The sequence below is a fragment of the Pseudomonas delhiensis genome (assembly GCF_900187975.1).
In the GTDB taxonomy this organism is placed as follows: Bacteria; Pseudomonadota; Gammaproteobacteria; order Pseudomonadales; family Pseudomonadaceae; genus Pseudomonas; species Pseudomonas delhiensis.
Genome location: NZ_FZPC01000001.1, coordinates 367276 through 387228, shown reverse-complemented (window position 1 = coordinate 387228; position 19953 = coordinate 367276). Strand labels below are relative to the sequence as shown.

At 70.9% G+C, this 19953-nt stretch carries 20 protein-coding genes; 15 read left to right on the top strand and 5 right to left on the bottom strand.

The window, feature by feature from the left end:
- The first annotated feature begins 17 nt into the window (after positions 1-17).
- Positions 18-1076, top strand: coding sequence for an HTH-type transcriptional regulator EutR (gene eutR, locus CHC02_RS01770; protein ID WP_089389792.1), 1059 nt, complete (start codon positions 18-20; stop codon positions 1074-1076).
- Positions 1077-1174: 98 nt separating this feature from the next.
- On the top strand, positions 1175-2359 hold the full coding sequence (locus CHC02_RS01765; RefSeq protein ID WP_089389791.1) for an acetate/propionate family kinase: 1185 nt from the start codon (positions 1175-1177) through the stop codon (positions 2357-2359).
- Positions 2360-2385: 26 nt separating this feature from the next.
- Here the strand turns inward: CHC02_RS01765 and dxs are convergent, their stop codons facing one another.
- The 3 genes from dxs to CHC02_RS01750 form a co-directional block, all read right to left on the bottom strand.
- Positions 2386-4296, bottom strand: coding sequence for a 1-deoxy-D-xylulose-5-phosphate synthase (gene dxs / locus CHC02_RS01760; protein ID WP_089389790.1), 1911 nt, complete (start codon positions 4294-4296; stop codon positions 2386-2388).
- 506 nt (positions 4297-4802) lie between these two features.
- On the bottom strand, positions 4803-5690 hold the full coding sequence (ispA, locus tag CHC02_RS01755) for a (2E,6E)-farnesyl diphosphate synthase (protein ID WP_089389789.1): 888 nt from the start codon (positions 5688-5690) through the stop codon (positions 4803-4805).
- Complete coding sequence (locus tag CHC02_RS01750; protein ID WP_009615726.1) at positions 5687-5929, bottom strand: exodeoxyribonuclease VII small subunit; 243 nt, start codon at positions 5927-5929, stop codon at positions 5687-5689. The genes ispA and CHC02_RS01750 overlap by 4 nt, the downstream gene beginning before the upstream one ends.
- 116 nt (positions 5930-6045) lie before the next feature.
- Here CHC02_RS01750 and CHC02_RS01745 point away from each other — a divergent pair, with 116 nt between their 5' ends.
- A complete protein-coding gene (locus tag CHC02_RS01745; protein WP_089389788.1) occupies positions 6046-6660 on the top strand; it encodes an acyl carrier protein phosphodiesterase in 615 nt (204 codons plus the stop codon).
- Positions 6661-6711: 51 nt separating this feature from the next.
- A complete protein-coding gene (locus CHC02_RS01740; RefSeq protein ID WP_089389787.1) occupies positions 6712-7578 on the top strand; it encodes a universal stress protein in 867 nt (288 codons plus the stop codon).
- Positions 7579-7726: 148 nt separating this feature from the next.
- Here CHC02_RS01740 and CHC02_RS01735 read toward each other — a convergent pair whose 3' ends face one another.
- Together CHC02_RS01735 and olsB are read right to left on the bottom strand one after the other, a co-directional pair.
- Complete coding sequence (locus CHC02_RS01735) at positions 7727-8491, bottom strand: lysophospholipid acyltransferase family protein (RefSeq protein ID WP_089389786.1); 765 nt, start codon at positions 8489-8491, stop codon at positions 7727-7729.
- Positions 8491-9249 carry an L-ornithine N(alpha)-acyltransferase gene (gene olsB / locus CHC02_RS01730; RefSeq protein WP_089389785.1) on the bottom strand — a complete coding sequence of 253 codons (759 nt, stop codon included), beginning with the start codon at positions 9247-9249 and terminating at the stop codon, positions 8491-8493. Before olsB ends, CHC02_RS01735 begins: the two co-directional genes overlap by 1 nt.
- A 144-nt stretch (positions 9250-9393) precedes the next feature.
- Between olsB and CHC02_RS01725 the strand changes: the two genes are divergently transcribed.
- The 11 genes from CHC02_RS01725 to CHC02_RS01675 all read left to right on the top strand — a co-directional run bounded on the left by CHC02_RS01725 (position 9394) and on the right by CHC02_RS01675 (position 19947).
- Entirely contained in the window at positions 9394-10290 is an 897-nt protein-coding gene (locus CHC02_RS01725) for an acyl-CoA dehydrogenase middle domain-containing protein (RefSeq protein WP_089389784.1), read from the top strand.
- Positions 10291-10360: 70 nt separating this feature from the next.
- A complete protein-coding gene (locus CHC02_RS01720; RefSeq protein ID WP_089389783.1) occupies positions 10361-11146 on the top strand; it encodes an oxygen-binding di-iron domain-containing protein in 786 nt (261 codons plus the stop codon).
- 96 nt (positions 11147-11242) lie between these two features.
- Positions 11243-12364 carry a serine hydrolase domain-containing protein gene (locus CHC02_RS01715; protein WP_244160883.1) on the top strand — a complete coding sequence of 374 codons (1122 nt, stop codon included), beginning with the start codon at positions 11243-11245 and terminating at the stop codon, positions 12362-12364.
- Complete coding sequence (locus tag CHC02_RS01710; protein WP_089389781.1) at positions 12361-12690, top strand: amidase; 330 nt, start codon at positions 12361-12363, stop codon at positions 12688-12690. Before CHC02_RS01715 ends, CHC02_RS01710 begins: the two co-directional genes overlap by 4 nt.
- 273 nt (positions 12691-12963) lie before the next feature.
- Positions 12964-13539 carry a YceI family protein gene (locus CHC02_RS01705; RefSeq protein WP_089389780.1) on the top strand — a complete coding sequence of 192 codons (576 nt, stop codon included), beginning with the start codon at positions 12964-12966 and terminating at the stop codon, positions 13537-13539.
- Positions 13540-13613: 74 nt separating this feature from the next.
- Positions 13614-14693 carry a phospholipase D-like domain-containing protein gene (locus CHC02_RS01700; RefSeq protein ID WP_089389844.1) on the top strand — a complete coding sequence of 360 codons (1080 nt, stop codon included), beginning with the start codon at positions 13614-13616 and terminating at the stop codon, positions 14691-14693.
- Positions 14694-14735: 42 nt separating this feature from the next.
- On the top strand, positions 14736-16013 hold the full coding sequence (locus CHC02_RS01695) for an acyltransferase family protein (RefSeq protein ID WP_089389779.1): 1278 nt from the start codon (positions 14736-14738) through the stop codon (positions 16011-16013).
- 85 nt (positions 16014-16098) lie between these two features.
- Positions 16099-16698, top strand: coding sequence for a DUF2846 domain-containing protein (locus tag CHC02_RS01690; protein ID WP_089389778.1), 600 nt, complete (start codon positions 16099-16101; stop codon positions 16696-16698).
- Positions 16699-16953: 255 nt separating this feature from the next.
- Positions 16954-17466 carry a formaldehyde-activating enzyme gene (fae, locus tag CHC02_RS01685; RefSeq protein ID WP_089389777.1) on the top strand — a complete coding sequence of 171 codons (513 nt, stop codon included), beginning with the start codon at positions 16954-16956 and terminating at the stop codon, positions 17464-17466.
- A 10-nt stretch (positions 17467-17476) separates the two neighbouring features.
- A complete protein-coding gene (locus CHC02_RS01680) occupies positions 17477-18511 on the top strand; it encodes an aldo/keto reductase (RefSeq protein WP_089389776.1) in 1035 nt (344 codons plus the stop codon).
- Positions 18508-19947 (top strand): NAD-dependent succinate-semialdehyde dehydrogenase, encoded by a 1440-nt coding sequence (locus CHC02_RS01675; protein ID WP_089389775.1) that lies wholly within the window; start codon positions 18508-18510, stop codon positions 19945-19947. Before CHC02_RS01680 ends, CHC02_RS01675 begins: the two co-directional genes overlap by 4 nt.
- The last annotated feature ends 6 nt before the right edge of the window (positions 19948-19953 follow it).

Genomic DNA, 19953 nt, shown 5'->3' with positions numbered 1-19953 from the left:
TCATCGGGCAAGGCGTCATGTCGGACAAGAAAAGCGCAATCGATCTGCATCACCTGTGGGCGTGCGAGGGCACGCCGGGCGGGCTGGACGAACCCCTGGGCCACGGCGACGGCGTGCGCCGGCGGCAGACCGGCGACGTCTACGCCCACGCCTGCAACATCACCGCCTGGCAGCAGCTCTACGACCAGCTCGACCCCGGGCCCTTCCGCGGCGAGCTGACCGAGGTCTGGCTCGACGGCCTGCAGTTCTTCCGCGAATACACCAGCCACGCGCTGCACCAGTCCTGCATGGTCTGGCCCGGCGCCTTCTGGTTCGGCATCCCCTACGGCGACAAGGACGTCGGCTACATCGGCCGCGACTGCATCGACGCCCAGGCCATCGCCGTGCGCCCGGGCGGGCGCGAGTTCGAGCTGAGCACCCCGGACGACTACAACATCCTCGGCCTGGTGGTGGAGCGCGAGGCGCTGCTGGAGCACCTGGAGCTGGAGGAGCTGCGCCACCTCGGCCTGCTGCTGGAGGAGTCGCGCCTGCTGCAGGTCGAGCCCGGCGCCCGGCGGCGCCTGTGCGACTTCATGCGCGCCGCGCTGGCGCTGGCCCAGATCGAGCCGCTGAGCCTGCGCGAGCCCGCGGTGGCGCGGCAGCTGAACCACGACCTGCTGCTCTGCCTGCTGGACCTGCTGCAGGGCGCCGAAGCGGCCCGCCACGCCTGTTCCCGCACCCTGCTGCGCAAGCACTGGGTGGTCGCCAGGGCGCGCGAATACGTGCTGGACAACCCCGCGCGGCCGGTGAGCGTGCTGGAGCTGTGCCGGCTCCTGCACGTCAGCCAGCGCACGCTGCGCAACTGCTTCCTGGACGTGCTCGGGCGCAGCCCCATCCACTACCTCAAGGCCGTGCGCCTGAACGCCGTGCACCGCGAGCTGGGCAGCCCCCACTCGCCCTACGCGACCGTGCAGGACGCCGCCATGGCCTGGGGGTTCTGGCACATGGGGCAGTTCGGGCGCGACTACCAGCGGCTCTTCGGCGAGCGCCCCTCGGCCACCCTGGCCAACCGCGAACGCCTGAGCGCGGCCTGGTAGGCCGCACCTCTTCCTCCCGGCGCGCCCGTGCCCGGCCCTTCGCGGTCCGGGGCGGCGCGGCGCGCCGGGCTCTCCCTTGTCCTGCAGGAAACCCTTCCATGCCCGACCGAAGCATCCTCGTCATCAACTGCGGCAGTTCGTCGATCAAGTTCGCCCTGGTCGACGAAAGCGCCCCCGAGTTCCGCGCCAGCGGCATCGTCGAATGCCTGGGCACGCCCCAGGCCAGCCTGCGCATCGTCGACGCCGGCGGCCGCGCCGACCTCGCCCTGCCCAACGCCGACCACCGCCAGGCCCTGGCGCGCCTGCTGCCGCTGGTGCAGGTGGCCGCCGAAGGGCGCCTGCGGGGCATCGGCCACCGCGTGGTGCATGGCGGCGAGCACTTCAGCCAGGCCTGCCGCATCGATCCGCAGGTCATGAGTACCATCCGCGACACCGTCGCCCTGGCGCCGCTGCACAACCCCGGGGCCCTGGCCGGCATCGAGGCCGCCCTGGCGCTGTACCCGCAACTGCCGCAGGTGGCGGTGTTCGACACCGCCTTCCACCAGAGCCTGCCCGAGCACGCCTACCGCTACGCCCTGCCGGAAAGGCTGTACCGCCATTTCGGGGTGCGCCGCTACGGCTTCCACGGCACCAGCCACCGCTACGTCAGCCAGCGCGCCGCCGCCCTGTGCGACCTGCCGGCGGAGGACAGCTGCTGGTTGTCGGCGCACCTGGGCAACGGCTGCTCGACCTGCGCCATCGTCGATGGCCACAGCCGCGACACCAGCATGGGCATGACGCCGCTGGAAGGGCTGGTGATGGGCACGCGCAGCGGCGACGTCGACCCCAACCTGCACGGCCACCTGATCCGCAGCCTGGGCTGGAGCATCGAGGAAGTCGACAGGATGCTCAACGAGGACAGCGGCCTGCTCGGCCTGTCGGGGTTGTCCAACGACATGCGCACCCTGGAGCAGGCGCGTGCCCGGGGCCATGCGGGCGCGGCCCTGGCCATCGAGGTGTTCTGCTACCGCCTGGCCAAGTCCCTGGCGGCGATGGGCTGCGCCATGCCGCGCATCGACGGCCTGGTGTTCACTGGCGGGATCGGCGAGAACTCGCCGCTGGTGCGCGCCAGGACCCTGGCCCACCTGGCGTTTCTCGGTTTCGCCGTCGACGAGGCGGCCAACGACGCGTGCGTGGGCGGCCGCTGCCGGGCCATCCACCGGCCCGGCTCGCCGCGGGTGCTGGTGGTGCCCACCGCCGAGGAGCGCATGATCGCCCTGGACACCCTGGCGCTGCTGGGCTGACGCGGTCCGGCGCCGCGCGCCGGGGCTCAGGCCTCGGGCGCGGGGGTGGCCAGCTGCGCCAGGCGCGCGGCGATGGCGCGCTCGATGCCGGCGGCGTCCAGGCCGCATTCGGCGAGCATCTGCGCCGGCTTGGCGTGTTCCACGTAGTAGTCCGGCAGGCCCAGGTGCAGCAGCGGCAACTGGCGGTTCTCGCGGGCGAGGAACTCGCCGACCGCGGCGCCGGCGCCGCCCATCACGGCGTTCTCTTCCACGGTCACCAGCAGTTCGTGGCTGTCGGCCAGTTCACGCACCAGGGCCTCGTCCAGCGGCTTGACGAAGCGCATGTCGGCCACAGTGGCGTCGAAGCGCTCGGCCACCTGCAGGGCCTCGGCCAACTGCACGCCGAAGGCCAGGATGGCGACCTTGCCGGCCTTGCCCTGGCGGCGCAGCACGCCCTTGCCGATTTCCACCGGCTCCAGCGCCGGGTCGATCGGCGTGTTCGGGCCGCTGCCGCGCGGGTAGCGCACCGCCGCCGGGCCCTGGAACAGGTAGCCGGTGGTCAGCAGCTTGCGCAGCTCGTCCTCGTCGCTGGGGGTCATCACCAGCATGCCGGGGATGCAGCGCAGGTAGGAAAGGTCGAAGCTGCCGGCGTGGGTCGGGCCGTCCTCGCCCACCAGGCCGGCGCGGTCGATGGCGAAGAGCACGTCGAGGTTCTGCACGGCGACGTCGTGGATCAGTTGGTCGTAGCCGCGCTGCAGGAAGGTGGAGTAGATCGCCACCACCGGCTTGATGCCGTCGCAGGCCATGCCGGCGGCCAGGGTGACCGCGTGCTGCTCGGCGATGGCCACGTCGAAGTAGCGCTCCGGGAAGCGCTCGGCGAAGGCCACCAGATCGGAGCCTTCCTTCATCGCCGGGGTGATGCCGACCAGGCGCGGGTCCTGCGACGCCATGTCGCACAGCCACTGGCCGAAGACGTTGGAGTATTTCGGCCCGCCGGCCTTCTTCGGCGCGGCGCCCGCCGGCTCCAGCTTGGTGATGGCGTGGTAGCCGATGGGGTCGGCCTCGGCCGGGGCGAAGCCCTTGCCCTTCTTGGTCACCACGTGGAGGAACTGCGGGCCCTTGAGGTCGCGCATGTTGCGCAGGGTGGCGATCAGCGTGGGCAGGTCGTGGCCGTCGATGGGGCCGATGTAGTTCCAGCCCAGCTCCTCGAACAGGGTGCCGGGGACCAGCATGCCCTTGGCGTATTCCTCGGTGCGGCGGGCGATCTCCCAGGCCCCGGGCAGGCGCGAGAGCACCTTCTTGCTGCCCTCGCGCATGCTGCTGTAGGTGCGGCTGGAGAGGATCTTGGCCAGGTAGTTGGACAGGCCGCCGACGTTGTGCGAGATCGACATGTCGTTGTCGTTGAGGATCACCAGCATGTCGGCCTGCACGTCGGAGGCGTGGTTCAGCGCCTCGAAGGCCATGCCGGCGGTCAGCGCGCCGTCGCCGATCACCGCCACCGACTTGCGCCCCGAGCCCTGCATGCGGGCGGCGATGGCCATGCCCAGGGCGGCGCTGATGGAGGTGCTGGAGTGGCCGACGCCGAAGGTGTCGTACTCGCTCTCGGCGCGGCGCGGGAAGGCGGCCAGGCCGTCCTTCTGGCGCAGCGTGCCCATGCGCTCGCGGCGGCCGGTGAGGATCTTGTGCGGGTAGGCCTGGTGGCCGACGTCCCACACCAGGCGGTCGTCCGGGGTGTCGAAGACGTAGTGCAGGGCGATGGTCAGTTCGATCACCCCCAGGCCCGCGCCGAAGTGGCCGCCGGTCTGGCCGACGCTGTAGAGCAGGTACTGGCGCAGTTCGTCGGCGAGGGTGACGAGCTCCGCCTCGCCCAGCCGGCGCAGTTCGACCGGCGTGCCGGCGCGGTCGAGCAGGGGAGTGGCGGGGCGCTCGCGGGGAATCTCGTGGAACGTCGTGGGCATCAGGCTGATCGTTATGAGAGGCAAAGATGCGGCAGTTTACCTGATGCTTCTGACAGGCCCAAGCAAGGTGGTCGTGCCGTTTGCCCGAGAAAGCGGGTGGTTTGCGTCCGGTTGTTCGTGTGGGGTGGGGCAGGGCTTTGCTTGCGGACCTAGGTCCTTCGCCCTGCCACGCCGGCGAAGACGGCAACCTAGAGCCGTCGAAGCGGGTATGGCGCGCTCCTGCAGCTCCAGGGAAACACGGTCGTAGGAGCGGACTCCGTCCGCGATTGGTCCCCGCCACGCCGGACACCCCGGTGGCACGGCCAGCGGCGGATAACCGCGAACGGTTATGCGCCCTACGTCATGGGTGGGCCTGGCGTTATCCGCCGGATCGCGGACGGAGTCCGCTCCAACGCGGGCCGAGCCATGCCATTCCCCTGTAGGAGCGCGCCCTGCGCGCGAATCGCGGGCAGGGCCCGCTCCTACAGTTCCAGGGGAGTGCGGTTATAGGCGAAACGACCGGTCGGTCAGTTGCGCCGCTCGACGATGTAGCGGGCCAGGTCGCGCAGTGGCTCGGCGCCGTCGCCGAAGCCTTCCAGGGCCGCCAGGGCCTGGTCGCGCAGGGCCAGGGCGTAGGCCTTGGCGGGGTCCAGGCCGAGCAGCGCGGGGTAGGTGGGCTTGTCGTGGGCCTGGTCCTTGCCCTGGGTCTTGCCCAGGGTGGCGGTGTCGCTTTCCACGTCGAGGATGTCGTCCTGCACCTGGAACGCCAGGCCGACGGCACCGGCGTAGCGGGCCAGGGCCTCCAGGCGCGCGGCGTCGGCGTGGCCGCTGGCCAGGGCGCCGAGGCGCACGCTGGCCTCGATCAGCGCGCCGGTCTTGTGCCGGTGCATGGTTTCCAGGGCCGCCTGGTCGATGCGCCGGCCCACCGCCTCGAGGTCGATGGCCTGGCCGCCGACCATGCCGGCGGAGCCGGCGGCGCGGGCCAGGGCGCTGACCATGGCCAGGCGCGTCCCGGCGTCCTGCGGGTTCAGCCGGGCGTCGGCCAGCACCTCGAAGGCCAGCGCCTGCAGGCCGTCGCCGGCGAGGATGGCGCAGGCCTCGTCGAAGGCGATGTGGGTGGTCGGCTGGCCGCGGCGCAGGGCGTCGTCGTCCATCGCCGGCAGGTCGTCGTGGACCAGCGAGTAGGCGTGGATCAGCTCCACCGCGCAGGCCGCGCCGTCGGCCCGGGCGGGGTCGCCGCCGAGGGCCTCGCAGGCGGCGTAGGCCAGCAGCGGGCGCACGCGCTTGCCGCCGTTGACCACGCTGTAGCGCATGGCCTGGTAGAGGCGCTGGAGGTCTTCGCGGGGCGGGGTGAACAGGGTTTCCAGGGCGGCATCGACGCGCGCCTGGCAGCGCGCCTGGTAGGCGGCGATCATGCGTCTTCGCCTTCGCTGTCGAAGGGCGCCTCGCTCAGTTCGCCGTCGCGCTCCAGCAGCACCTGCACCTTCTGCTCGGCTTGGCTCAGCGCCGCCTGGCATTCGCGGGTCAGGCGGATGCCCTGCTCGAAGGCGCCGAGCGAGTCCTCCAGGGACAGCTCGCCGCTCTCCAGGCGTTCCACCAGGGTTTGCAGTTCGGCGAGGGACTGTTCGAAATCGACGGCTTTCTTGCGGGCCATGGGACATCTCGGCGGGGTATTCGGAACCCGGCGACACTAGCAGAGACGGGCCTTGCGGGCAAATCGGCGGGCCCGCCCGCACCCCGCCGCGGCCGCTTTCGCGCTAAGCTTGGACGATGAACTACCTCGCCCATCTCCACCTCGGCGGCTCGCAGCCGGCGCAGCTGCTCGGCAGCCTCTATGGCGACTTCGTCAAGGGGCCGTTGGCCGGGCGCTGGCCGGCGGACGTCGAGGCGGCCATCCGCCTGCACCGGCGCATCGATGCCTTCACCGACAGCCATCCGCTGGTGCACGCGGCGAAGCTGCGCTTCCCCGCCGGGCGGCGGCGCCTGGCCGGGGTGCTGCTGGACGTGTTCTTCGACCATTGCCTGGCCCGCGACTGGGACACATTCAGCAACGAGCCGCTCAGCGAATTCACCCGCCGCGTCTATGGTGTACTGAACCAGACCCCGCAGCTGCCCGAGCGCCTGGCGCGCATCGCCCCGCGCATGGCGGCGCAGGACTGGCTGGGCAGCTACCGCGACTTCGCGGTGCTGCAGGACGTGCTCGCCGGCATGGCCCGGCGGCTGTCGCGCCCGGGCCTGCTGGACGGCGCCTGGGAGGAACTGGCCGAGCGCTACCAGGTGCTGAGCGACGACTTCCGCGCCTTCTACCCGCAACTGCTGGCGCTGGCCGGGCGGTGCGACGATTTGCCGGCGGATCGCCCCCGGCTTGATATGCATCAAACGTAGGAAAGCCTTGAAAGGATGCAATAGAACCCACGACGGAGAGGGAGGTGCTGCATGCTCAAATCATTGATGATCGCCACGGACTTGTCGTCGCGCTCGGAGAAGGCCCTGCAACGCGCCGGGGCCCTGGCCAAGCGCTTCGGCTGCCCGTGGACGGTGCTCTGCGTGGTCGACGAGGACCAGCCGGCGGCGCTGGTCGAGCAGGAGGCGACGCAGGTCCGGCTGCTGCTGGAGGCGCGCCTGGTCGAGCTCACCGCCCTGGGCGGCAGCTGCCCGCGCATCCGCGTCGAGGTGGGCGACCCGAACCAGAAGATCGTCAGCTGCGCGCTGGAGGAGGACGTCGACCTGCTGGTGATGGGCTCGCACCGTAAGAGCGTATTGCGCGACATCTTCGTCGGCACCACCGTGGAACGGGTGGTGCGCGCCGGCAAGCTGCCGGTGCTGATGGTCAACCAGCCGGCCGCCGGCGAATACCGCGACCTGCTGCTGGCGCTGGACACCTCGCCGGCCTCGGCCAACGCGGTGCGCGTCGCCGAGCGCCTGGGCCTGCTGCAGGGCGCGGTGCGCCGCGCCATCTACGCCTTCAGCCCGCTGGCCAAGGGCATGATGCAGTACTCCGGGGTCAGCGAGGAGCGCATCGACGAGTTCGTCGGCACCGAGACGCGGCAGGCGGTGGACGAGTTCAAGGCGTTCCTCAGGGACCAGCAGCTGGAGCCCTGGATCGACGAACAGCTGGTCGCCGTCGGCCTGCCGGGCAATGTGCTGGAGCGCATGTCCGAGAAGCACCGGCCGGACCTGCTGGTGATGGGTACCCGGGGCATGGGAGGGATCAAGCGTGCCCTGATCGGCAGTGTTGCCGACTACGCCCTGCGCGAACTGGATTGCGACATCCTGGTCGTGCCGCCGGAAGCCGGCGCATAGGGCGGCGCCGCGCAGGCCCCGCGCGCCACTGGAACGACGGCGCCCGCCAATGGCGGGCGCCGGTCTTTCCGGGGGCCGCGGCCTGCGCCGCCGTCCGGGGCGGAACCTGCCAGCCGTGGCGCCCGGCAGGTTCGACTTCCTTCCTGTTTCAGGCGGCCTGCGCCTGTTCCCGCGCGATTCCCCCGTAGATCACCGTGCCGATGGCGGCGTGGGCCTGCTGCGCCAGCTGGGCGCGGTCGCGGCCCTGGCTGGGCAGCGGCGCGAGCAGGTGGATCTCCACGCAGCCGCGGTCGTTGCGCAGCAGCCGCAGCAGGTGGCTGAGCAGGTCGTCGTCGCCGATGAAGGGCGCCAGCGGGTCCGGTTCGCCGTTGCGCAGGTAGCGCAGGGCCACCGGCTGCAGCGGCACCCCGGCATGGATGGCGCCGGCCAGCAGGCGCGGGTGGAAATTGCGCAGGCCGCGGCCGTCGGTGGTGGTGCCTTCGGGGAAGATCAGCGTCGAGCGGCCCAGCAGCAGGGCCCCGGCGATCTGCTCGCCGAGGCGGCTGCCGTCGCCCGAGCCGCGGCGGATGAACAGGGTGCCGGCCTTTTCCGCCAGCCAGCCGGCCAGCGGCCACTGGCGCACCTCGGCCTTGGACAGGAAGGTCAGCGGGGCCAGGGCGCCGAGCAGCGGGATGTCGAGCCAGGACACGTGGTTGCTGACCCACAGCGCCGGGCCCCTGGGCAGTTCGCCATGGACCGTCACCCGCAGCGGCAGGGCGCGGCGCAGGTGGGCCAGCCACCAGCGCGTCAGGCCCTGGCGCAGGGCGGTCCAGTCGTAGCCGGGCAGGCGTTCGAGCAGCGCCACCGCGGCGGCCAGCGCCAGGCCCAGGCCGACCACCGCCAGCAGGCGGGCGCTTCGCCAGGCGCCGCGCATCACACGGCCGCCTTGAAGTGGCGGGCGTAGCGCGGGCACAGCTCGTCGCGCTTGAGCAGGATGAACACGTCGGCGACCTGGAAGTCCGGGTCCCAGCAGGGCTCGCCGCAGATCTTCGCGCCCAGGCGCATGTAGGCCTTGAGCAGCGGCGGCAGCTCGGCGGTGAGGTTGTCCGGCAGTTCCCGGGCCGGCAGCGGCGTCTTCGGCTCGGCGCGCAGGTGCTCGCGGCACAGGTAGCGCTCGCGCAGGCGCTGCATCACCGCCAGGGCCTGGACGCCGCCGTCGCGCATGGGGATGCTGGCGCAGCCCATCAGGTAGCCGTAGCCGCCCTCGTTGAGCACCTCGGCCAGTTCGCCCCAGAGCACGGCGATGGTGGCGCCGTTGCGGTAGGCCGGGTCGACGCAGGTGCGGCCGATCTCCAGCACCGGGCCCTGCAGCTCGGCCAGGCCGTCGAGGTGGAACTCCTCCTCGCTGTAGAAGCGCCCCAGGCGCCCGGCGGCGCGGTGGTCGAGCAGGCGGGTGGTGGCCACCAGGGCGCCGCTGGCCAGGTCGCGCACGCCGATGTGCAGGCAGTGGCTGTCGTAGTCGTCCAGGTCCAGGCCGAGTTCGGCCCCCTTCAGGCGTGCCTCGAACTCGGTGCTGAACACGCGGAAGCGCAGGGCCTGGGCTTCGCGCAGGGCGCGGGCGCCGCGCAGGCGCACGGCCTTGAGGCGGCGTTCTTCGCGCGGGGTGTCGCAGGCGTGGGCGGTCTGACTCATGCGGAGGCCTCCATGGGCCGGCCAGGCGGGTTGCGGCCGGTCGCCTTTGTTGTGCAAGCTCAGGCTAGGAAGCGGCGGTGTCACGCTCGTGACCCTGGCGTGATGCTTGTATGACAACCACCCCAACCGGATGAGGATCGCCCCATGCCCTGGAACCGCCTGCTCGGCCCGTTGGAGCCACTGCCCGCCGGCCTGGCCCTGGAGGACTGGTACGCCGAACTGCTGGCCTGCGCCGACGGCGCCGGGCCGCTGGAGCTGGCGGTGCTCGCCGGGCGCCTGGCGGCCACCCCCGGCCTGGCCTTCCTCGGCGGCTACCAGGCGGCCCTGCGCGCCCTGTGGCCGGCGGCCCCGGCCGGCCTCGGCGCGCTCTGCGTCAGCGAGGGCAGGAGCCTGCGCCCGGCGGACCTGGCCACCCGCCTGGACGGCCTGACCCTGCACGGCCGCAAGGACTTCGCTACCGCCGCCGACAGCGCCGCCTGGTACCTGGTGGCGGCGCGCGACGAGCCGGCCGGCGACGCCCCGCACCTGGCGATGACCGTGGTGCTGGCCGGCGCCCCCGGCGCGCGCCTGGAGCCGATGCCGGCCATGCCGCTGATCCCCGACATCCCCCATGCCCGGCTGGTCCTCGACGGCGCCCACTGCGAGCGCCTGCCGGGCGACGGCTGGGACGCCTACAGCAAGCCGTTCCGCGGCCTGGAGGACCTGCACGTGATGGCTGCGCTGCTGGCCTGGCTGTACGGCGTGGGCCTGGCCAGCCGCTGGCCGCGCGAGCTGCCGCTGCGCCTGGCGGGGCTGCTGGCCGGCTGCGCGGAGGTGGCGCGGCACCCGGTCGGCGACCCGGCCACGCACCTGCTGCTGGGCGGCCTGTTCGCCCAGTTCGACGCCCTGACCCCGGCGCTGGACGCCGCCATCGCCCAGGGCCCGGAGCACTGGGCGCAGCTGTGGAAGCGCGACCGCGCGGTGCTCGCCCTGGGCGGCAGCGCCCGCGCCAGGCGTCTGGACAAGGCCTGGGCGGCACTGGGGCTTGACCCAGGTCAGTGAGGCCCGCGCCCGCGCCTGGGTACCCTGCGCGACATTCCGCCGCCCACCGGCATGATCCGCAGGAAGCTCCATGCGTCGCGAACCCATAGTGCTGTTCGACAACGGCACCCACCAGTGCCTGTGCTTCGATGACCTCGTCACCGGCGACGGGGTGCAGTCCAACCAGTTCCTCATCGTCGACCACGGCCAGTACCTGCTGCTGGACCCGGGCGGCGACCTGACCTACACGCCGCTGTCGCTGGAACTGTCGAAGCTGATGCCGCTGCAGGAGCTGGACTACATCTTCGCCTCGCACCAGGACCCGGACATCATCGCCGCGCTGGACAAGTGGCTGCTGCACACCCGCGCCAAGGTCATCTGCTCCAAGCTCTGGGCGCGCTTCCTGCCGCACCTGACGGCCAGCTACCTGGCGGTCAGCCACGGCATCTCCACCTACGACCGCGTCATCGCCGTGCCCGACCGCGGCCAGTCGCTGAACCTCGGCCGCTGCCAGCTGAATATACTGCCGGCGCACTTCCTGCACTCGGTGGGCAACTTCCAGATCTACGACCCGGTCAGCCGCATCCTCTTCTCCGGCGACATGGGCGCCTCCCTGGTGGACGACGCCAACCCGGTGCAGGACTTCGCCGAGCACCTGCCGCACATGCTCGGCTTCCACCGCCGCTACATGGCCAGCAACAAGGTGTGCCGGCTGTGGGCGGACATGGTGCGCGGCCTGGACGTGCAGATGATGGTGCCGCAGCACGGCCGGCCCTTCGCCGGCAGGCCGATGATCGATGCCTTCCTCGACTGGATAAGCGGCCTGGAGTGCGGCATGGACCTGCTCGGCCCGGCCGACTACCAGGTGCCGCGCTGAATCCGTCCGCCATTACGGCGTGATCGGCGCTTATGGCCGTCATGGCAGCGTGCTAGGGTTCCGCCGGAGCTGAAAACAAGAGGCCCGCCGATGCCCATGCCCTGCCTGCGCCCGCTGCTGCGTGGCGCCACCCTGGTCGCCAGCCTGTGCCTGCTGGCGCCGGTCCACGCGCAAACCTGGCCGGAGGCCGACTGGCAGCCCGGCCCCGCGGCCAGCGGCCCGGCGTTGCAGGCCTTCGAGGCCTATGCCTTCCCGGCGCGCGACGACGCCACCCGCCAGGGCGTGCGCAGCGACGCCGTGGTGGTGATCCGCGACGGCCAACTGGTCTACGAGCGCTATGCCGGGCCGACCCGCGCGCAGACCCCGCACCTGGCCTGGTCCATGAGCAAGAGCATCATGGCCTGCGTGCTCGGCGTGGCCTACGGCGAGGGCCGCTTCCAGCTGGACGACGCGGTGGCGCAGCACTTCGCGCCCTTCGCCGCGCACCCGCAGGTGAAGATGCGCCACCTGCTCAACTGGGCCTCGGGCCTGGCCTGGGAAGAGGACTACGAATACGCCCCGCTGAAGTCCTCGGTGGTGGCCATGCTCTACACCCGCGGCCGCGACGACATGGCCGGCTTCGTCGCCGGCTTCCCCGCCGACGCCGAGCCGGGCCAGCGCTTCCGCTACTCCAGCGGCGACAGCAACGTGCTCGCCGCCAGCCTGAAGCAGATGGTCGGCGAGGCCTACGCGGACTACCCCTGGACCGCGCTGTTCGAGCCCCTGGGCATCCGCTCGGCGGTGTGGGAGCGCGACGCCAGCGGCACTTTCGTCGGTTCCTCCTACGCCTACATGACCGCCCGCGACCTGGCGCGCATCGGCCTGCTGATGCAGCGCGGCGGGCGCTGGAAGGAACGCCAGCTGCTGCCCCCGGCCTGGATGCAGTTCGCCCTCACGCCGTTCGCCAACTACCACCCCACCGCGGAGGACGCCGCCGACGGCGTGCCCGGCGGCCAGTGGTGGCTGAACCGCGCCCCCGCCGGCGCCGACCTGCCCTGGCCGAACGCCCCGGAGACCACCTTCGCCGCCCTCGGCCACTGGGGCCAGGCGCTATACGTGCTGCCCGACCAGAAGCTGGTGATAGTGCGCTACGCCGACGACCGCGACGGCAGCTACCGCCACGACGACTTCCTCAAGCGGGCCCTTGCGGCCTTCGTCCAGCCGGAGGCCAAGCCATGATCCGCCGCCACCCGCTGCTCGGCCTGCTGCTCCTGCTGCTGGTCGCCCTGGCCGGCTGGGCCTGGGCCAACCGCGTGCACCTGGAATCCTTCCCGCCGATCATCGGCGCCTACACGGCCAAGGAGTACTGCTCCTGCCGCTACGTCATGGGCAACAGCGCCGAGTACTGCCAGGGCTACACCAGGCAGTACGTGCCCACCAGCGCCTTCCTCGACGACGCCGAGCACAAGCGGGTGACCGCCCGCGGCCTGGGCAGCACCCAGACCGCCGCCTGGCTCGGCCCGCGCGAGGGTTGCCGGCTGCTGCCCCAGGCGGATGCTTTGTAGGGCGAATAACGCCTACGGCGTTATCCGCCGCTTGGCCTCGGTCCCCGGCGGCTCCGGGGTTGATCTGGGCGTTGGCCATGGCCTCGGTGTATCCGGCGGATAACCGCGAACGGTTATGCGCCCTACGTTCTCGCCTGGGATTGCCGCGCTGCTGGCCGACTGAACCATTGGCGCTGCCGCCTGCCCAATGGGCTCGCCGGTCGGCCGGTTTGCAAGGCGGCGGCGGGCCGCTATCGTTGGCTTGATCCAGCCGTTTTCCATGTAAGGGACTCCATGCGCTCGCTGTTCGCTTTCCTCCTCGCGGCCTGCTTCGCCGCTTCCGCCCAGGCGGCCTGGTACCTCGACTACGAATCCTCGCGGTTGAACTTCGTCACCGGCCGCGGCGCCGCCGGCGCCGACAACAACCGCTTCCTGGTCATGCACGGCAGCGTCGACGACCACGGCAAGGCCAGCCTGCGCATCGAGCTGGACTCGGTGCTCAGCGGCGTGCCGCTGCGCGACGAGCGCATCCGCGAGCTGCTGTTCGAGACCGAGCGCTATCCCGAGGCCACGGTGGACGCGCAGCTGGACCTGGGGCCGATCTTCGGCCTGGCCAACGGCGCGCAGCTGGAGATGCCGCTGCCGCTGCGCCTGGACCTGCACGGCGCCAGCCGCGCGTACCGCGCCGAGGTGCTGGTGACGCGCCTGGACGAACGGCGCTTCCAGGTGGTGACGCTGTCGCCGCTGATCCTCGACGCCGCCGACTTCGGCCTGGCGCCGGGGGTTGAGAAGCTGCGCAAGCTCGCCGGCCTGCAGACCATCAACCTGGCGGTGCCGGTGGGCGCCGTGCTGATCTTCGCCCAGCGGTGAGCGGGCCGGTCTTCCCCTGGCGCAGCGGCAACCGCTTCGCCCTGCTGGTGGACGGGGAGAACTTCTTCCCGAGCATGCTCACGGCCATTGCCCGGGCGCAGCGCCAGGTGGACCTGGAGCTGTACCTGGTGGAAGGCGGCACCTGCGCCGAGCTGCTGCTGGAAACCCTGATCGACGCCCTGCGCCGCGGCGTGGCGGTACGCTGCCTGTTCGACGGCTTCGGCGCCCTGCGCCTGGGCAGCGCCTGGGGCCGCCGGCTGCGCGAGGCCGGCGGCGAGCTGCGGCTGTACAACCCGCTGCGCTGGCGCGGCGGCTGGCGCAACCTGTTCCGCGACCACCGCAAGCTGCTGCTGGTGGACCAATACGTCGGCTACGTCGGCGGCGCCGGCGCCACCGACGAGTTCTGGTCGGTGCCGGAGAACGCCAGCGCCTGGCACGAGGTGATGGTGCAGATGCAGGGCCCGGTGCTGGCCGACTGGCTGGTGCTGTTCGAGCGCCAGTGGCACGCCTGCCTGCAGGCCAAGGCCTGGTGCCCGCTGGAAGCGGTGCACCCGGCGCGCCTGCCGCCCACGCCCATCGGCGGCAGCGGCCAGGGCCGGGTGGCCTACGCCGACGCCCGCCAGCACCGCGACATCCTGCAGTCGCTGGTGCGCAGCCTGAACGGCGCGCAGCAGCGCATCTGGCTGGCCACGCCGTATTTCCTGCCCACCTGGAAGGTCCGCCGGGCCCTGCGCAAGGCCGCGCGGCGCGGGGTGGAGGTGCGCCTGCTGCTGACCGGGCGGCTCACCGACCACGCCCCCGTGCGCTATGCTGGGCAGCGTTATTACCCGCGCCTGCTGCGCGCCGGCATCCGCATCTTCGAGTACCAGCCGCGCTTCCTGCACATGAAGGTGGTGCTGGTGGACGATTGGACGAGCGTCGGTTCGTGCAACTTCGATCATTGGAACTTGCGGTTCAATCTGGATGCCAATATCGAGATACTGGACGCCGACTTCACGGCGGCGGTGGCCGATTGCCTGATCGCCGACTTCGCCGCCAGCCGGGAGATCGATTTCACGCTGTGGCACGGCCGCTCCCTGTGGATGCGCCTGCACCAGCGGTTGTGGGGCTGGCTCGACCGGGTGGTGGTGAATTTCCTCGACCGCCGCCGCTGAGCCGCCCGCCGGGGCAGGCACCCGGGGAAACGGGAGAAGGTCGTGAACAAGATCCGCAAGGAAAGGTTCATCGGGCTGGAATGGTTGCGCTTCCTGCTCGGGATGTACGTGGTGGTCTACCACACCCTGCACGTCTACCCGGCGGAGCAGAAGTTCCGCGGGCTGGACGAGCTGACCAGCCTGGGCTTCTTCGCCACCAGCACCTTCTTCGTGCTCTCCGGCTTCCTCCTGGCCCACGTCTACGTCACCGACGGCCAGCTGCGCGAGAGCCCGCGCAGCTTCCTCACCAAGCGCTTCTCCAACCTCTACCCGATCCACATCTTCTCGATCCTGCTGACCATCGGCGTGCTGCTGCTGATCAGCCAGCTGGGCATCGGCCCGGACCTGGACCAGGCCACCCCGCGCTTCGTCGTCTACGACACCCATGACCACCTCGGCCAGACCCACCCGGAACTGTTCCGCCACTGGATGAGCGACCGCGAGCTGCTGTTCAACAGCATCCTCCAGCTGACCATGCTGCAGGCCTGGAACCCGCTGTACCTGACCTTCAACGCGCCGCTCTGGTCGCTGTCGACGCTGTTCTTCTTCTACCTCTGCTTCCCGGCGCTGGCGCCGCGGCTGATGCGCATCGGCAACAAGCGGCGGGCGCTGCTGGCGCTCTGGCTGCTGTACCTGGTGCCGCCGCTGCTGCTGGCGCTGCACCAGCAGTACGGCATGCCCTGGACCGGCCTGCTGCACCGCAACCCCATCCTGCGCCTGCCGGAGTTCCTCGGCGGCATCCTCGCCTACGGCCTGTTCCGCGAGCACAAGGACGGCGGCCGCCTGCCCGGCACCGGCGCGGTGCTGGCGCTGGGCGGCTTCGTGGTGGCCAACTTCCTCGCCGCCGACTACCTCTACACCCAGGGCGCGCGGCACTGGTACTTCCTGCTGCACAACGGCCTGCTGCTGCCGGCGCAACTGGTGCTGGTGTACATCAGCGCCTTGCCGCGCGACCCGCACAGCCCGGCGATCCGCCACTGGTCGCCGCGCCTGGGGGCGGCCTCGCTGTCGCTGTTCGCCCTGCACGTGCCGCTGTTCACCCTGTTCTCGCGCACCGAGAAGCTGATCCGCGCGCCGGGCGACTGCCTGGCCGACTGGGCCTACTGCATCACCGCGGCCACCGAGCAGCAGCTGTCGCTGTGGCTGTACCCGCTGTTCCTGCTGTTCATGGTGGTCAGCTGCGTGCTGTTCCAGGAGCGCTTGGTGGTACCCACGCGCAAGTGGCTGGTGCGCCACCTGTTACCGCAGGCGGCGCAGCGGCGCCCGGCGACCCTGCCCTGAGGCGCCGCCACCCGGACTTTCGGCGGGTGGCTCGGCGGCCAGCGCTGGTTATGCTCGCAGCATGACCACAAGAAGGGACTGACGCATGTTGCGATCGCTGCTGGGCCTGGTTCTCCTGCTGCTGGCCGGCTGCAGTTCCCCCGGCGCCTTCTTCGGCGCCACCGACGGCCAGGCCTTCGCGCCGCTGCAGCCCAGCGATGCGCGCCACGCCCTGGTCTACCTCTACCGCCCGCAGAACCAGTGGGCCGACGAGGAGCTGGAAGCGCCCGGGCTGTTCCTCAACAACGAGCTGATCGGCAGCCTGCCGAGCAACGGCTACCTGGCCCTGGAGTTCGAGCCGGGCAGCTTCAAGCTGGAAATGCGCCGGCCGCTGTTCGGCAGCTTCTGGACCTTCTTCGCCGACGGCCCGCTGGACTTCACCCGCATCGCCAGCTTCATGCTCGAAGCCAGGGCCGGCGGCGTCTACTACCTGCGCTACGACGAGGACCGCGTGCCCGCCAAGCGCAGCCACAGCGAGGGCGACGGCCCGCTGCAGCTGATCGAGGCGCGCCTGGCCGAGCCGGAGATCGCCCGCACCCGGCTGGTCCAGGAACCGGCGCAGATCGCCGCCAGCGGCTACGAGGTGCGCCGCCAGCAACGCTTCTGGCAGGGCGTGGGCAAGGCCCTGGACAAGGTCGGCATCTGATCGCCCCGGTTATGAGTTGAACTCATAGCTCCTTGAGTTTTTATGCTTACCGGCCCGCAACGGGCCGGTGCTAAAAAATTGCGCAACGGCTCCCGACAACAACAACGAGCGATTGCGCCATGCCTTTCTTCCCTCTGCTCCCCCGCTTCCCAGCCCCGTCGCGAACCGATCACTGAACCCGGCTGCCCCGCAGCCCTGCGCACGGACCTTCGCGGCCCGCGCCTCCGCTCGCCCCGACTATCCCACGAGGTACCCATGAAACAGCTCGCTCTCTACATAGGTGAAGGCTTCGAAGGCCCCGGCGTCAACGCCGCGCACATCAACATCCTGCTCGGCCCGCGCAACGGCCCGGCCGGCCAGGCCTTCGCCGGCAGCCTGGCCTCGCCCAGCCAGGGCCATTGTCCGTTCATGGTGATCGCCCAGCCGAACATCCCGGTCAAGCCGATGACCCTCTACGTGAACAAGGCCCCGATCGGCGGCGACCTGCACGCCAACGCCACCTGGGGCGCGTCCCAGGCCGGCATCGCCAAGGCCGTCACCGAGGCGCTGCTGGACGGCACCCTGCCGGCCGAGGCCGAGGACGAGTGGGCCATCGTCACCGCCAACTGGGTCAATCCGGCCTGCGACGACCTGGATGCCGTCTACCTGAACAACTACAACGCCTGCCGCACCGCCATCCGCGCGGCGCTGGCCTGCAAGCCCGAGCGCGCGCAGCTGGCCGACGTGGTGCAGCAGATCGCCAACCCCTTCTACACCCCCAAAGCCTGAGGTCGCCGCCATGCAGTACATCCGTCTCGGCAACTCCGGCCTGCAGGTCTCCAAGCTGTGCCTGGGCACCATGAACATGGGCACCCCGGACTGGAAGCCATGGATCTTCGACGAACAGAAGAGCGGGCCGATCGTGAAGCACGCCCTGGACGCCGGGGTGAACTTCATCGACCTGGCCGACTTCTATTCCGCCGGCGTCGGCGAGGAAGTGGTCGGGCGCATCCTCAAGCGCCTGGTACGCCGCGAGGACATCGTGGTCACCACCAAGGTCGGCTACGGCACCCGCCAGGGCATCAACGCCAGCGGCCATTCGCGCAAGCACATCATGGACAGCATCGACGCTTCCCTGGCCCGCCTGGGCATGGACTACGTCGATATCTACATGCTGCATTTCTATGACCTGAACACCCCGGTGGAAGAGGTGATGGGCGCGCTGAACGACATCGTCCGCGCCGGCAAGGCCCGCTACATCGGCGTGTCCACCATGCTCACCGGGCAACTGGCGAAAATCCTCATGGCCTGCGAGCGCAACGGCTGGGTCAAGCCGATCAACATGCAGTTGCAGCTCAACTGCGCCTACCGCGAGGAAGAGCGCGAGATGATCCCCTTCTGCCGCGACCAGGGCCTCGGCGTCTCGGTATTCAGCCCGCTGGCCCGCGGCCTGCTGACCGGCGATGCGCAATCGACGCGCAACCAGACCGACTTCTTCACCCAGCAGATGTACGCCGACGAGGCCTCCTTCGAGATCGCCCGCTCGGTGCAGCGCGTGGCCCGGCGCCGCGGCCTGAGCAACGCGCAGATCGCCCAGGCCTGGGTGCTCAACCACCCCGGCGTGGACTGCATGCTGGTCGGCGCCGACAGCACCGCGCAGTTTGACAGCGCCCTGGCGGCCCTGGAAACGCGCCTGGACGAAGAGGAGCTTTACGAGCTGGAACGCAACTACACGCCCTGCGACGTCATCAACGACTACACCGCCGGCAAGCGTATCCTCCGCGTGGCCCGGCCGATGCGCGAGACCTTTTCGCTGACGGAGGCCGTGGCATGAGCGAACTGCTGAGAGCCGGCCACTACATCGACGGCCAATGGCGGGCCGGCGGCCCCACCTACGCGGTGCGCAACCCGGCCAACGACGAGGTCATCGCCCAGGTGCCGCGCGGCGGCGCCGAGGAAACCAGCGCCGCCATCGCCGCCGCCGAGCGTGCCCTGCCGGCCTGGCGCGGGCTGCTGGCCAAGGAACGCGCGGCGCTCCTGCGCCGCTGGGCCGAACTGATGCTGGCCAGCCAGGACGAACTGGCGCGCCTGCTCAGCCGCGAGCAGGGCAAGCCGCTGGCCGAGGCGAAGGGCGAGGTGGCCTACGCGGCCAGCTTCCTCGACTGGTTCGCCGAGGAAGCCAAGCGCGTGTACGGCGACGTGATCCCCTCGCACAAGACCGACGCGCGCATCGTCGTCACCAAGCAGCCGGTGGGCGTGGTGGCCGCCATCACGCCCTGGAACTTCCCGCTGGCGATGGTCACCCGCAAGGTCGGCCCGGCGCTGGCGGCCGGCTGCACCCTGGTCCTCAAGCCCTCGGAAGAGACGCCGCTGTCGGCCTTCGCCCTGGCCGTGCTGGCCGAGCGGGCGGGCATCCCTGCCGGGGTGTTCAATATCGTCTCCGGCGATGCCGTGGCCATCGGCGGCGCGCTGCAGGCATCCCCGGTGGTGCGCAAGCTGACCTTCACCGGTTCCACCCGCACCGGCAAGCTGCTGATGCGCCAGGCCGCGGACACCCTGAAGAAGGTCTCCCTGGAACTGGGCGGCAACGCGCCCTTCATCGTCTTCGCCGACGCCGACCTGGACGCCGCGGTGCGCGGCGCCATGGCCTCGAAGTTCCGCAACACCGGGCAGACCTGCGTATGCGTCAACCGCTTCTACGTGCAGGACGAGGTGTACGAGGCCTTCACCGCCAAGCTGGCCGAGGCGGTACGCGCGCTGCGCGTGGGCAGCGCCCTGGAGGGCGAGACCGAGCAGGGCCCGCTGATCAACGCGGCGGCCCTGGCCAAGGTCGAGCAGCACGTCGGCGACGCCCTGGAGAAGGGCGCCCGGCTGCTCTGCGGCGGCCAGCGCCACGCCCTGGGCGGCACCTTCTACGAACCCACGGTACTGGCCGAGGCCAACGCGGACATGCTGATCGCCGGCGAGGAAACCTTCGGCCCGGTGGCCGCCTGCTTCCGCTTCCGCGATGAGGCCGAGGTGCTGCGCCTGGCCAACGACACGCCCTACGGCCTTTCCGCCTACTTCTACAGCCGCGACATCGGCCGCGTCTGGCGCATGGCCGAGGGCCTGGAGGCCGGCATGGTCGGCATCAACGAAGGGATCATCTCCACCGAGGTGGCGCCCTTCGGCGGCATCAAGGAATCCGGCCTGGGCCGCGAGGGCTCGAAGTACGGCCTCGACGACTACCTGGAGATCAAGTACCTGCTGCTCGGCGGCCTGGCCGACTGACGCCGC